The sequence below is a fragment of the Actinoplanes sp. NPDC051494 genome (assembly GCF_044454705.1).
In the GTDB taxonomy this organism is placed as follows: Bacteria; Actinomycetota; Actinomycetes; order Mycobacteriales; family Micromonosporaceae; genus Actinoplanes.
Map to the genome: position 1 here is coordinate 490,341 of NZ_JBITDZ010000001.1, position 13,974 is coordinate 504,314.

Consider the following 13,974-nt stretch of genomic DNA (forward strand, 5'->3'; position numbering starts at 1 on the left):
GGACACCGCGGGGCTCAGCGCAGCGTGGCGAACGCGACGACGTTGTCCTCGTAGTGCCCGGCGGCGCGGTCGAAGTCGCCGCCGCAGGTGATCAGGCGCAGACCGGCCACGTCGATCGGGCCGTAGACCGCGTCCGTCGGGAACTCGTCTTTCGGGTACCGCCCGACCTCGGTGACGCCGAAGGTCGCGGTGCTGCCGTCCGCGCGGTCGACGACGATCCGGTCGCCGGCACGCAGGTCGGCCAGGTGGGCGAACGTACCCGGCCGTTTCTTGAAGTCGACGTGCCCGGCCAGCACCGCCGGTCCGAGCGCGCCGGGCGTCGGTGCCTTGGTGTACCAGCCCACGGTCTCCGCGTCGCCGGGCACCTCCATGCTGCCGTCGCCCCGCAGGCCCAGACCGACGAGCGGCACGGAGACCCCCAGCGCCGGGATCGACACCCGGGTCGGCGTCGAGGTGCTCATCGCCGGGCCGGTCTCGTCGGCAAGCGACGGTGCGGCCGGGGATGCGGCCGGGGATGCGGCCGGCGACGGCGACGCGACCGGGCCAGGGCTGCACCCGGCCACCAGCAGGACGGCCAGGAGCAGCAGCCGGATCACAGCCACAGCCGGCGCCGGGTGGCGAAGACGACCGCCGCGCCCAGCAGCGCCAGCCCACCGAGGTTGTACACCGTGGAAGGATCCCGACGGGTGCTGCCGTCGCCCGTCGCGACGCCGCCGACCGGGACGGACCCGGCCGCGGCCCCGGTGACCATGCCGCACGTCGCCGGGTCGGTGGCCTCCTCGGGGATGCCGCTCAGCCCGGCCGACTTCGCGAGGGTGGACTCGCCGAGACCCGCCATGTCGTACTTGCCGTTGCCGTCGGCGTCGATGCCGTGCTCGACCACGTGCAGGTCCTTGAGGTGGTCCAGGGTTCCGGCGGGCAGGTCGGCGGCCGGAATCGTCCGGTCGTAGGACAGGTTGCCCCGCGCGTCGGCGACCGGCATCCGGTCCACCGCGAGCCCGCTGGCCTTGCCGGTGTCACCACGGGTGGTCAGCGAGACGAAGATGTCGCCGTACACCGGCATGCCTTCCTCGGTGCTGACGAAGCCGTTGCCGTCCAGGTCGGCGGAGGCGTCCGGGCAGTGGAAGTCCATCCCCGCGGTGGAGCCGTGCAGGTGCTGCGCGTGCGGGGATCTCGGCACCAGACCCTTCGACCGGATGCTGACGGCCAGGTCACCGGTGGCGGTCGCGGTCAGGGTCGCGGTGCCCGACGCGCCGGAGTTGTTGAGCGGGTCGAGACGCACCCGGACGCTCTCGTCGGCGTAGGCGGCGGTGGGGACCGCGACGAGCAGCGCCACGGCGACGGGCAGGGCGAACAGGGTTCTTCTCACGGGGTTCTCCTTGGGGAGGCCGGGGCGGGGACGGCCCACGGCGAGGCGGTCGCGGAGGGATCGCGGAAACCGTCCAGGAAGGTGCGTTGCACACCGAGGCTGATGGTCCAGTCCTGGTCGCGGGTGGTCCAGGCGAGTTCGTGACCGGGCAGCAGCAGCCGGTGCGAGTGCAGGCGGGGGCCGTCCGGCGGCTGCCACGAGAATTCCCAGTCGGCTCCGCCGCCCGTCACCAGGAGCACACCCATACTGACCTTCCGGTACGCGGGCAGGGCCCCCGTCTGCAGCGCGGCCCGCTCCGCCGCCTGCCAGTACCCGAGCGGATCATCCGGGGCATCGCGCACCCGCCGCACGGCGAAGGACGACGTCCCGTCACCGTTGCTGAACCGCACGGTCGGGCCGTCCACCACGCGCACCCAGCCGCGCGGGACGGGCAGCCGGAACCCGGCCGGGTCGACCTGCCACAGCCAGCCCTCGGGCAGGGAGATCGGAGCCTTCGCCGTGGAGGTGACCACCTGCGCCGCGGCGGTGCTGACGGACGGGGCGGGGGCCGGTCCCGGGGAGGCCTCGGTGCGCTGCACACCGCGTACGGCGAAGGTCACCGCGACCGCCGCGAGGGCCAGACCACCGATGATCTTCTTCCAGGGCCGGACCCGGGCCGGGGCCGGCACCGGCGCGACACCGACCGTGCGGTGCGCGAGCAGGTGCAGGGCCGTCCGCGTGTCCGCGGCGGTGGCCCGGGCCGCCGGATCCTTGACCAGCAGACCGGCGATGACCGGGTGCAACGGTCCCGGCCGGCGCGGCTCGTCGGGTGCGTCGGTGCGCACCGCGGCCAGGGATGCGGTGACGCTGGGACGGCCGAACGGCGGGTGGCCCTCGACGGCGGTGTACAGCGTCGCCCCCAGCGACCACAGGTCGGTGCGGGCGTCGGCGGCGTGCCCGTCGAGGCGCTCCGGCGCGATGTAGTTGGGCGAGCCGACCAGCTGAGCGCCCGGACCGGACCGGCCGACCGTCGCGAGACCGAAATCGGTCAGCACGACCCGGCCGCCCGGCGTGATCAGCACGTTGCGAGGTTTCACGTCCAGGTGCAGCACCCCGGCCCGGTGCGCGGTCTGCAGCGCGTCGAGCAGCGCCAGGCCGACCCGGGCCGCCTCCCGGTGCGACAGCAGCCCGTCGTCGCCGGTCACGACGTCGTGCAGGGACCGCGACGGCACGTACTCCATGACGATCCACGACCGCCCGGTGGTGCGCACCACGTCGAAGACCCGGACCACCGCCGGGTGGTCCAGCCGGGCCGCCGCCCGGGCCTCGCGTTCGATGCTGAGCCGCTCGTCGCCGGCGTGCTCCTTGACCGCCACCTCGCGGTCGAGCAGCTCGTCGTACGCCCGCCAGACCCGTCCCATCCCACCGGTGCCGATCACCTCGACCAGCCGGTAGCGCCCGGCCACGGTCATCGGTCCGGTCCCGGAAGCCACGCCGACCACGATCGCACCGCCCCCACCCGAGTTGTCTGCTGTGACGGGTGATTCGAAGCCGCCTCACGTCCGGCTTGGTGGCGATCCCGTGCAACCTTGATGCGGTCCGCCCTCGTGTTTAGCGGGACTGAACGGATAGGGGTGAGGATGAGCGATCGCGACGAGGCGTTCGCCGAGTACTTCGCGGCCCGCTCGGGGGCCATGCGGGGAACGGCGTACCTGCTCTGCGGGGACTGGCATCGTGCCGAGGACCTGGTCCAGACCGCGTTCACCAAGCTGTACCGCCACTGGCACCGGGTCGCCCGGCACGAGGCGCTCGACCCGTACGTCCGGCAGGTGTTGATCCGGACCTTCATCGACGACGGGCGCCGCGGGTGGTGGCGCCGCGAACGGACCCAGGAGGCGCCGCTGGAACGGACCGCCCCGGCGGGTTCGTCCGACGACCGGCTGATGCTGATCGAGGCGCTGGCCGCGGTGCCGGCCCGGCAGCGGGCGGTGCTCGTCCTGCGCTACTGGGAGGACATGTCGGTCGAGGAGACCGCCGCGGCCCTCGGCTGCACCGCCGGCACGGTCAAGAGTCAGGCCTCCCGTGGCCTGGACGCCCTGCGGGCCCTGGTGCCCCACCCCGTCACCGCCGAATGAGGAGAGGCACCATGAACGAGAACGAACTGCGCGAAGCGATGCGGTCGACCATGACGCTCACGCCGCCGCCCCCGATGGAGTCGGCGTCGGCGCTGCGGACCGCGCGCCGCGACGTGCGCCGCCGCGCGACCCTGACCGGCGCCGGCGCCGCGGTGGCCCTGGTGGCCGTCGGCACGGTCGCGGTGCCGTCCGTGCTGCACCTGGGCGCGGACGGCGGCAGCCCGGCGGCCGCACCCGCCGCGGTCACCGCCACCCCCACCGCCGCCCCCACCCCGATCGACGCGGGTGAGAACACCAAGCCGGCCTGGCCGCTCGACGGCGACGGCCAGCCGCAGGAGGACGCCACCGCCCGCTCCGGCGAGCGCTACGACCAGGGCAGGAAGCTGCTCACCGGGGTTCTCGCGGTGGTCCCGGACGGCTGGAGCACCCCGACCGGCACGACCAGCGACGACATCCCGTTGCAGAGCCACCAGGCCGCGGTCGAGGAGGACAACACCGGTTCGGTGTGGGGGTACATGGCCGGCGCGGCGGTCCGCAAGAACGACCGCACCGGCCGCATCCTGGCCGAGGTCCACACGAAGAACAACAAGATGCCCACCGAGCCGTGCGACCTCGCCCAGAAGTTCTGGGGCATGGGCGGCTCGTGCGAGGTCGTCACCGTCGGTCCGGCCGAGGTGGGGGTGGTGACGAGCCAGGACAGCACGGGCGACTTCACCCATTGGGCGGCCTATCGCCACGCGGACGGCACCGTGGTCTTCGTCGCCCAGGGCAAGCGGGCCACCGGCGGCCGGAACGCCGGCCTCGTGCCGCTCGAAGAACTGCCGTTCACCAAGCAGGAGCTCGCGGGCCTGGCGGTCGAGGACCGCTTCCACCTGAGCTGACCGGGGGCATACCGCGGCCGCACTGCCGCGGTCGCGGTATGCCGATCACCGCGCCGGGCTGACGACCGGGAACGGCCGCTCGACCAGGCTCGACGCATGACCACTCTCGCCCGTATCTGCACCCGGTGGCGGTTCGCCGTCCTCGGCGGCTGGATCACCGCCCTCGTCGCCCTGGTCGTCCTCGCGATCGGCCTCGGCACCGCGTTCACCGACGACACGACACTGCCGGACAGCGAATCCGCGACGGCCTACAGCCTGCTGGGCCGGACCGGTGACACCACCACCGGCACGATCGCCTGGCACGCCGGCGACCTCCGCGGCGCGGCGGTGCGGTCGTCCGTCACGGCGGCCCTCGACGAGATCGCGACCATGCCGGGGGTCGAGGCGGTCGTCAGCCCCTACAGCGCCGCCGGGACGCAACAGATCAACAACGCGACGGGTACGGCGTACGCGACAGTGGTCCTGGACAGGAACGCCGAGACCGACCCGGTCGTGGCAGTCGCGGAGCGGCTGGCCGGCGACACACTGACCGTGACCACCGGCGGACCGGCCTTCACCGAACAGCCCGGCGGCTCGCACGGCCCGGAGGCGATCGGCCTGATCGCCGCGCTGGTGATCCTGGCACTGATGTTCCGCTCGGCCTGGGGCGCGGTGCTCCCGATCCTGACCGGAGTCGTCGGCGTCGGCACCTCCCTGCTGATCGTGGTGCTGGGCGCCCACGTGGTGAACCTGTCCGCGACCAGCCTCACCATGGGTGCGCTGATCGGCCTCGGCGTCGGCATCGACTACGCGCTGTTCATCGTCAACCGGCACCGCAAGGCCATGCTCGCCGGCTCCACCGTGCCGGACGGCATCGGCCAGGCGCTGAACACCTCCGGCCGGGCGGTCGTCTTCGCCGGCGCCACTGTGATCGTCGCCCTGCTCGGCATGTACGTCGTCGACCTCGGCATCCTCACCGGCATGGCCCAGGCCGCCGCGGTCACCGTCCTGGTGACGGTGCTGGCCGCGGTGACCCTGCTGCCGGCCCTGCTCGCGATCCTCGGCCGGAGGGTGCTGCCCCGGTCCGCCGTCGTTGGGTCCGCCGGTGACGACGCCGCGGCGAATGGTCCGGCTGCCCGCTGGGCCCGGCTCGTGCAGCGCGCCCCGCTGCGTGTCGCCGGAGCCGCCGGTCTCGTCATCGTGCTGCTCGCCCTGCCGGTACTGAGCCTGCGGGTCGGCGACGCGGACGCCAGCAGTGACCCGGACGGCTCCCCGACCCGGGCCTACTACGAGATGATGGCCGAAGGCTTCGGCGCCGGCTTCGACGCGTCACTGCTGCTGGTCGCCCGCAACCCGGACAAAGCCGCCTTCGACGACCTGGTCGAGGAGCTGTCCTCGGTGCCGGACGTCAGCAGGGTCGTCGCCACCCCGGTCACCGCCGGTCAGCCGGTCGCCGTCGTGACCGTCACCCCCGCCACCAGCGCCCAGGCCGAGGAGACCACCGAGCTGGTGCACACCCTGCGCGAGAAGGTCATCCCCGCCTCCGGCCTGGAGGTCTATGTCGGCGGCACCACCGCGACGGGCATCGACCTGTCCGAGGCCCTGCTCAGCAAACTCCCGTTGTACCTCGGCCTGATCGCACTGCTCGGCTTCCTGCTGCTCGCGGTCGCGTTCCGCAGCCTGCTCGTGCCGCTGGTCGGAGCGATCAGCAACATCGCCACCATCCTGGTCGGCATGGGCGCGGTCACCGCCCTGTTCCAGTTCGGCTGGGCCACCGAGCTGCTCCGGGTCGGTTCCGGGGCCCCGGTCATGTACCTCATCCCGGTCCTGATCGTCGGCATCATGTTCGGCCTCTCCATGGACTACCAGGTCTTCCTGGTCAGCCGCATGCACGAGGAATGGGCCCACACCCGCGACAACGCCCGCGCGATCCGGGTCGGCCTCACCGAGACCACCAAGGTGGTGGCCGCGGCCGCGACCATCATGCTCTGCGTCTTCGCCTCGTTCGGCTTCAGCGGCGAACGCATCGTCTCCATGATTGGCATCGGCCTGGCCATCGCGGTCTTCGTCGACGCGTTCGTGGTCCGCCTCGCGCTGATCCCCGCGCTGATGACGCTGCTCGGCCGGGCCAACTGGTATTACCCCCGAGGGCTGGCCGCGATCACGCCCAAACTCTCCATCGAGGGCCCGGCGGCCCCGGCCGAGCCCGCTCCCACCGACCGCGAACCGGTCCCGGTCTGACCACCCGGCCACCGCCCCGGGAGCCCACGCGTCGCGTGGGCTCCCGCGTCATGGGCCGAGTAACGCCAATGGGACGACGGCGACATCGTCGCGCCTGCGGTAGGCGCGCTCCCCCGCATAGACGACGATGGCATCGATCAAGTCATCACCAATCCTGTCACGCAACCAGTGCAGGTGTTTGACGTCGGCGTCCTCGACGCGGTCGGCCAGCTTGACCTCGACACCCACGACTCTGCCGTCCGCGTGCTGGACCATCAGGTCCACTTCATGAACGTTGTTGCGGGTTCGCAGGTGACTGGTCCGGGCCTCGGCCGCCTCGGCATAGGTATGGATGCTGAGCGCCACGAGATGCTCGAAGAGGGCACCGAGAATCGTGCCCTCGGACAAGTTGGTACTGCCCTGCTCGGCACGGAGCAGCGCCGCGTCATCGAGCCCGAGCAGTCGCGCCGCCAATGCCGGATCGGCGAGGTGGTGCTTGGCGGATTGGCCGAGCCGGTCCAGGTGATTCCGGCCGGGGATCCACGGTGGCACCTCGTCGAGCAGCCACAGAGATGACAGTGCGTCGCGGTAAGCGAGAGTGGTGTCCTTGGCCGGCCTGTTGGCAAGCCCCGCGGTAGCGGCATCGAGGATCTTCGAGTAGGTCGTGGTTGTCGATGTCGCGGCAGCGTAGGCGGCGAGCCAGGCACGCAGCACGGCCGGGCGGCGGACCGGGTAGCCCTGTTCCGGGAACTCCCGCTGCACGACGTTGTCCACGTACGCGTCCAGCTCGGCCCTGCGGACGCGAGGCGGCAGGCTCCGGATCGCAGGAAAGCCCGATGCGGTGATCTCCTCGACGTAGTCGGTCAGGCGCAGTCCGGTGGTGCCGTCGATGTCACGGTTGCCGGCCAGAAGGGCGGCCAGGCTCACGGTCGGCGTCTCGACGCCTCGCTCCGCCATGCTCAGCGGGCGCATCCGCATGGGGACGATCCGGCCGGCGCCCGAGTGGATCACCGCTCCCCGGGGCGCCGAGCTGCCGGCGATGATGAAGTGGCCCGGCGGGGAACCGGCGTCAACGGCGTGCCGGACGTGGTCCCAGACCTCTGGCAGCCGCTGCCATTCATCCACCAGTACCGGCCCGGGCAGGCGCGTCAGAACGGAAGGGTCGGCTGCCAGTCCACTACTCTACCAAACGCCAACCTTCTAGTCGTCCAAACGCACACTGCCCAGTCGTCCAAACGCACAACTCCCAGCCTGTCGAACGCAGGCTCAGGATCGGGAGGCAGCAAAAAACCGGCTCCGGAGACCTTGCGGGTCACCGGAGCCGGTCCAGAGGTTCGCTTGACCTTCGTTCGGCAGTATTAGTGATGTAAGGAAGAACTGAAGAGCGGGCCCCAGCGGGCACAAAGAAATAAAAAAATATCAGGAGACAGCGACGCTGGTGACGGCAGAGAAATCGAAAGAGCCGACACGGTAAGCGACAACCTGGTACGAGCCCGCGAGGACCGAGGACGACGTGAACTGTTCCGTCGCGGTCCCGGAGACGAGCCCCATGCGGTCGAGGTAGTGAGTTTCTCCCGCGGATGCGCCTTCGACCATCAGAAAAGCCTGCACGGAAACGGCGCCGGACGGCGCGACGGCGGAGTACGAGCCGGTCACCCAGCCGTCGGTGGTGTCCACGGTGGCCTTGTTGCTCGACGCGAGGCGGGTGACCTTGCCGTTGGCGTCGGTGAAGGCCAGGCCCGCGCGGACCCGGCGACCGGCGGTGCCGGCCTGGAACGACGAGACCGAGGTGTACGTCGTGCCGGCCGTGACCGGCGACTTCTTGCCGTACGCACTGATCTGGCCGTCCGCGGTGGCGGTGAGGGCCAGCGAGGATCCGCCGACCGCACCGGTCGTGGTGGAGCGGGCGAGCGTGGTTCCCGAGCCCGCGGTCCAGGCCGAGACTCCGGCCGCGGATTCCAGGCTCGAGGCGTCGGCGTCGAGCAGGTTGGCGGGGATGGCGGTGCTGCCGACCGGGAGATCCGCGATCTGTTCGCCGCCCGCGAAAACACGGTAACCGGCGACCGGGTTGTCCGCCATGGCGTACGACTCTTCCCAGGTCAGGGTCTTGCTGGTGGTGGCTTCGAGCGCGGTCGGCGCCTCGGGGGCGGCGACGCCGGTGCGCACGGCCGCGCCGATGATGCCGGAGGTCGTGTTGGTCTCGCCGTTCGGGCCGGTCAGGATGATGCGCGACGGGCCGGGCGACTTGCGGGCGCCGACCTGGACGCCGTACCACGTGGTGGGTTCGTCCTGGTTGTCGGTGATCGAGTTGCCGTAGACGGCGTCGCCGGTGCCGACGCCCACGCCGATGCCGGCGGTGTCGAAGCGGCCCGCGCCCGTGTTGTACGCGGTGGAGCCACCGAAGCCGGCGTTGAGGATCCGGTTGCCGGTGATGACGTCGCCGGCGTTCTTGGTGGCCGCGCTGCCGTAGACGAGGATCGCGGTTTCCCGGGACCGCTCGATGACGTTGTCGCGGATGATGTTGTTGCCGCCGAGCCGGACCACGTGGTCGCCGGCGTCGGTGCTGCTGTCGTTCCAGCCGCCCGGGGTGCCGGCGGTGCCGTCCGCGTCGGTGTAGTCGGAGTACCCGATGCCGATGCCGACCGTCGCGGAGTCGAGGATCGTGTTGTTCGCGACCAGGGTGTCCCGCGGGTTGGTGATGTCCTTGTTGGGGCCGGTGTGCCCGTAGCCCTCGTTGGACTTCAGCACGATGTGCGCGCCGCGCAGCGTGTTCCCGGTCACCGTCGCGCCGATCACGGCCTCGAAGTACATGTTGCTGTATTCCAGCACCCCGCGGGCCGCCGCGACCTCGGGCGTCGTGAAGACCACGTTGGTGCGCACGACCGTACCGATGGCGTTGGTGAAGTCGAAGCTGTTGCCGTTGGCGGTCGCGTCGAACTGGTTGTTCTCGATCACGGTGTTCGCGTTGCGGCCACCGCCACCGATGTTGTCCTCGCCGTCGGACTCGGCGCCGCCCCGGTTGTCGAACCGGTTGTCGACGATGCGCGCCCCGGTCGAACCGTGCACCCAGACCTTGAAGTACTCGAAGTTGGTGAAGCGCACCTGGCGTACGGTCCACCGGTCACCCACCGAGACACCGCCGCCGGTGTTCGGGCCGGCCCCGGTGGTGGCGAGGAAGTCACACGGCCGGCCAGGCTTGCCGGGGAGCGTCGACTGATCGAACGCGCCCGCGCCGGTGCGGCAGTTGCCGTTGAGCGCGAGGTCGGAGATCAGGTTCGAGCTGCCGGCCTCCTTGGTGTCGCTGCGCCGCAGCAGGAAGCCGTAGCTGAAGTTCTTCCAGTTCACGGTCGGGTCGACGACCAGCATGGTGGCGTTGATCCCGGCGCCGCGCACGTTGACGTTCACCGGGACGTTCAGGCCCTTGGTGAGCCGGTACGTGCCCGCCGGCACCCGTACGGTCGCGGTGATCGCCGCGGTGGTGACCGTGCCGTCGGCCGCCACGACCGCCGGGCGGGTCTTCGTGGCCGCGGTGGTGATCGCCTGCTGCAGTGCGGTGGAGTCGTCCGCCGTTCCCCCCTTGGCGGCGGGCGCCACCACGCAGGTCGCGTCGGCCGCACAGGCGGACGCGGTCAGCGGGGCGGGGCTCACGGTCGACGCCAACGTGTACGCGGGGACGTCGACCGTCGCGGCGGCGGTGGCCGCACTGGCGGGTGCCGCCAGTGTTGCCAGGGCGGCCGGCAGCGCCACGGCGGCGACCACGAGGGCCATCCGCGTACGGGCGGTGAGAGGCAGGCGCATCAGATCTCCGAGAGGGTTACGAGTGCAGTCGGCGGCCGACGGTCGTTCCGCAGTGGTTGTGGCGTACTCCACCGCGTCAACTGAAGGTGAACGCGCTCCCCGCGCTCGTGCCGCCGGGGGTGACCACGGTGAGGTCGGCGCTGGTGCCGGCCGGCCGGGGCGGGATCGTCACCTTGAGCTGGTTGTCACCGATCTTCGTGAATCCCAGCGTCGTGGTGCCGAGCAGCACCTTCGTCACCCCGGTGAGGCCGGTGCCGGTGATCGTCACCGGCGTCGAGGCCTTGGCCGAGCCGTTCGCCACGCTCAGCGACGTGATGACCGGGACCGGCGGCGCGACGTAGGTGAACCGGGCGGGCGCTCCGGCCGCCGAGGTGCCACCGGGGGTGACGACCTGGATGTCGGCCGGGCCCGCGGCGCGGACCGGGAGGGTCAGCTTCAGCTGGGTGTCCGACACCTTCGTGTACGGGGTGACGACGCCGGCCACCAGCACCTTGGTCGAGTCCGTGAAGCCCGTGCCGGTGACCACGACGGGCGTCCGGACGTAGGTGAGCCCGTTGTCCGGGGCGATCGCGGTGACCACCGGGGCGGGCGGCGCCACGTACGTGAAGGAGGTCGTCGTGCCCACCCCGCCCGGCGTGGTGACCTGGAGGTTCGCGGCTCCGGCGGCGTGCGCCGGGAGGGTCAGGCTCAGCTGCGTCGCGGAGACCTTGGTGAAGCCCAGCGACCTGCCGTCGAGTGTCACCTTGGTGGCGCCGGCGAAGTCGGTGCCGGTGAGCACGACCGGCGTCGCCTTGTACGTGAGGCCGGTCGCCGGGGAGACCGACGTGACGACCGGGGCCGGCGGGAGCGCGTACGTGAGGGTGCCGGCCGGGTTGCTGGTCCCCCAGGAGTTGGTGACCGTCACCGGGTAGGTGCCGGCCTTGGTGGCCGGGGCGACGAACGTCAGCGAGGTCGCGGTGACCTTCGTGGCCGGCGCGGTCAGGGTGCCGATCTTGACGCTGGAGACGCCGGTCAGGTCGGTGCCGGTCACCGTGATCGTCTGTCCACCGAGGGTGGTGACGCCGGCCGGGCTCAGCGAGGTGAGGCCCGGGGCCGGCGGGACGTACGTGAACTTGCTGGCCGTACCGGTCACGCTGGTGCCGGTCGGGTTCGTGACGGTGATGTCGACCGCGCCGACCGGCCGGGCCGGGGCGACCGCGACGAGCTTGGTGACCCCGCCCACGATGGTGGGCTGGAACGTCGCTTCCGTGTCGCCGAACCGCACCGACGTCACGCTGGACAGCCCGGATCCGGTGATGGTGACCGACGTGCCGCGCGCCGCCTTGGTGGTGGACAGTGCCGCCACGGTCGGCTTCAGCGCCACCGGCTGGGCCGGGGTGGTGATGCCGTTGACCGCGAACGCGCTGGTGGCCTGCTTGGTGACAAAGCCCCACGAGATCTTGGCGTCGCCGCCGTTGCCCCAGTTCGGGCCCCACGAGTTGCGGATGAACACGCCCTGCGAGTCGTAGCCGTAGACGGCGACCATGTGGCCGCCCAGGTTGTTGCCCGATGTCGTGGTGTACAGGTTGTGCGAGCGCAGGTACATGAAGTCCTGGTAGACCGGCATGCCCATGGCGACCGGGCTGCCCGAGGCGAGCGCCTGCATGATCGCGGTCTGCGCGCCGGTGCCCTGGTTGTTGCCGTTGAACAGCCGGGAGAACGCGCTGACCTTGTAGTTCTTGGCGTTCTCGATCTGCGCCGCGGTCGGGGCGTCCTTGTAGTTCGTGGTGCCCTGCCAGTAGTCGTCCTGGGTGTCGATGCCGGCGGACTGCGCGTTCGCCAGCACCCAGTCGGCGACCAGGCCCGCGGTCGGGGCGCCACCCTTGGCGACGTTGCGCATGTACAGGTAGAGCGGGGCGTACGGCGCTCCGGCACCCTGGGTGCGGTTCGACCAGTAGCCCATGATGCTGTAACCGATGCTCCAGGCCACACAGGCGCCGATCTGGCCCTGGTCGCCGACGGCCGGGGCGTATTCGCGCAGGTCGACGCCGGCGGGCAGCACCTCCAGCGCGCGGACGCCGGTGCTGCGGGCCACGGTCCGGCCGGTGCTGGGCAGCAGCCCGCCGACCGCGTGCGGGTAGGACTTCGTGCGCGGCGGGGCGGCCTGGACGGCAGCCGCGGGAAGCGCGACGGGCAGCACTGTCATGACCACCGCGGCCAGCAGCAGCCGGCTCCGGGTCAGCGCTCGGGGCGTCAGGCGCATCCGTAGTCCTTTCCTAACATTCTGTGCAAGGCACCCCCCATCGGCGCCCTGATCGCGGTGCTGAGCGAAAAACCGGCCGCCGCGCGATCTTGAGCTTCGACCGGCTAGCGTGGCGGCGGTGTGGAACCGACCTCGCGCGCTGGCCGCGACTCTCGCCGTGACCCTGGCCGGCGGGCTCGCCGCCTGCACGACCCGCACCGAAACCCCTCCGACGGCGTCGGCACCTTCTTCTTCCGCCGCGCCTTCTCCGGTGATCACCTCGGCCTCGGCTTCCGCACCGGCTGCGGACTGCGTCAGCCAGATCCTCGGGGGCCTCTCGCTGGAGGAGCGCGCCGGGCAGCTGCTGATGATCGGTACGCCGGTCGACGCGCCGCGACCTCTCGCCCGTACCGTCCAGCGTCTGCATCTGGGTGGGGTCTTCCTCGCCGGGCGCAGCACCCGCACGGCCACCGCCCTGCGCGCCGACATCGCGACCCTGACCAGGGCCAACGGTGATCTCCCGCCACTGGTCTCGCTCGATCAGGAAGGCGGCAGCGTGCAGACGCTCAAGGGCAGGGACTTCCCTCTTCTGCCGTCGGCGCAGAAGCTCGGAGCACGATCCCAGACCGAACTGCACGATGCCGTACGCGACAGCGCGCGCCGTCTGGACGCCATCGGTATCACCCTCAACCTCGCTCCGGTCGCGGACACCGTGCCGGTGGAGGTGGGCGCCGCCAACCCGCCGATCGGGGCGTTCCGCCGGCAGTACGGCTCGGATCCGGCGAAGGTCGCGGCGGCCATCACCACGGCCGTGCCGGCGTCGCAGGACGCGGGCGTGCTGACCGTGCTCAAGCACTTCCCCGGGCTGGGCCGGGTGCGCGCCAACACCGACGTGTCCCGTGACGTGGTCGACGGGCAGGCGAGCGCCGACGATCCGTACCTGGAACCGTTCGCCGCGGGCATCGAGGCGGGCTCGGCGGCGGTGATGATGTCGTCGGCCCGGTACCCGCAGCTGGACCGCAAGACGATCGCCGCGTACTCGGAGCCGATCGTGACCGGGCTGCTCCGCGGGAAGCTCGGCTTCCGGGGCATGGTCGTCTCGGACGACCTCGGCGCGGCCGACGCGGCCGCCATCGTGCCGGTCGGCGAACGTGCGGTGCGCTTCGTGGCCGCCGGCGGCGACCTGGCCCTGACGATCCGCCCCCAGGACGCCGAACCGATGGCGGCCGGCCTGATCGCCGAGGCCCGCAGGTCGCCGGCGTTCGACACCCGGGTCACCGACGCGGCCCGCAACGTCCTGACCGCCAAGGACCGGGCCGGCCTGCTCAGCTGCGGCCGCTGAGGTCGCGGTGGCGGTTTTCACTTGGATCGGGCGCCCACCCGGCGATAGTG

Annotated in this window: 10 protein-coding genes; 4 read left to right on the forward strand and 6 right to left on the reverse strand. The window is 71.6% G+C overall.

The genetic code is table 11. The features are described 5' to 3' along the window. Positions 1 to 14: 14 nt before the first annotated feature. Genes ACIA6A_RS02200 through ACIA6A_RS02210 form a run of 3 tightly spaced genes read right to left on the reverse strand, consistent with a single transcriptional unit; the run spans position 15 to position 2,841 of the window. Positions 15 to 602 carry a class F sortase gene (locus ACIA6A_RS02200; RefSeq protein WP_396095547.1) on the reverse strand — a complete coding sequence of 196 codons (588 nt, stop codon included), beginning with the start codon at positions 600 to 602 and terminating at the stop codon, positions 15 to 17. After that, positions 593 to 1,369 carry a hypothetical protein gene (locus ACIA6A_RS02205; protein ID WP_396095548.1) on the reverse strand — a complete coding sequence of 259 codons (777 nt, stop codon included), beginning with the start codon at positions 1,367 to 1,369 and terminating at the stop codon, positions 593 to 595. Before ACIA6A_RS02205 ends, ACIA6A_RS02200 begins: the two co-directional genes overlap by 10 nt. Further along, complete coding sequence (locus ACIA6A_RS02210; protein WP_396095549.1) at positions 1,366 to 2,841, reverse strand: protein kinase; 1,476 nt, start codon at positions 2,839 to 2,841, stop codon at positions 1,366 to 1,368. The genes ACIA6A_RS02205 and ACIA6A_RS02210 overlap by 4 nt, the downstream gene beginning before the upstream one ends. 147 nt (positions 2,842 to 2,988) lie before the next feature. On the opposite strand from ACIA6A_RS02210, the gene ACIA6A_RS02215 reads away from it, so the two are divergent. The 3 genes from ACIA6A_RS02215 to ACIA6A_RS02225 all read left to right on the forward strand — a co-directional run bounded on the left by ACIA6A_RS02215 (position 2,989) and on the right by ACIA6A_RS02225 (position 6,584). Further along, entirely contained in the window at positions 2,989 to 3,483 is a 495-nt protein-coding gene (locus ACIA6A_RS02215) for a SigE family RNA polymerase sigma factor (protein WP_396095550.1), read from the forward strand. An 11-nt stretch (positions 3,484 to 3,494) separates the two neighbouring features. Next, positions 3,495 to 4,364, forward strand: coding sequence for a hypothetical protein (locus ACIA6A_RS02220; RefSeq protein WP_396095551.1), 870 nt, complete (start codon positions 3,495 to 3,497; stop codon positions 4,362 to 4,364). A 96-nt stretch (positions 4,365 to 4,460) separates the two neighbouring features. Then, a complete protein-coding gene (locus ACIA6A_RS02225; RefSeq protein WP_396095552.1) occupies positions 4,461 to 6,584 on the forward strand; it encodes an MMPL family transporter in 2,124 nt (707 codons plus the stop codon). A 48-nt stretch (positions 6,585 to 6,632) separates the two neighbouring features. On the opposite strand, the gene ACIA6A_RS02230 is transcribed toward ACIA6A_RS02225, so the two are convergent. From ACIA6A_RS02230 to ACIA6A_RS02240, 3 genes are all read right to left on the reverse strand, one after another. Then, positions 6,633 to 7,688: an ATP-binding protein gene (locus tag ACIA6A_RS02230; RefSeq protein WP_396095553.1), complete on the reverse strand. Its 1,056-nt coding sequence runs from the start codon at positions 7,686 to 7,688 to the stop codon at positions 6,633 to 6,635. A 294-nt stretch (positions 7,689 to 7,982) separates the two neighbouring features. Next, positions 7,983 to 10,361 (reverse strand): hypothetical protein, encoded by a 2,379-nt coding sequence (locus ACIA6A_RS02235; RefSeq protein WP_396095554.1) that lies wholly within the window; start codon positions 10,359 to 10,361, stop codon positions 7,983 to 7,985. 76 nt (positions 10,362 to 10,437) lie between these two features. Next, a complete protein-coding gene (locus ACIA6A_RS02240; RefSeq protein WP_396095555.1) occupies positions 10,438 to 12,603 on the reverse strand; it encodes an IPT/TIG domain-containing protein in 2,166 nt (721 codons plus the stop codon). A gap of 118 nt (positions 12,604 to 12,721) precedes the next feature. Here ACIA6A_RS02240 and ACIA6A_RS02245 point away from each other — a divergent pair, with 118 nt between their 5' ends. After that, complete coding sequence (locus ACIA6A_RS02245; RefSeq protein ID WP_396095556.1) at positions 12,722 to 13,924, forward strand: glycoside hydrolase family 3 N-terminal domain-containing protein; 1,203 nt, start codon at positions 12,722 to 12,724, stop codon at positions 13,922 to 13,924. The last annotated feature ends 50 nt before the right edge of the window (positions 13,925 to 13,974 follow it).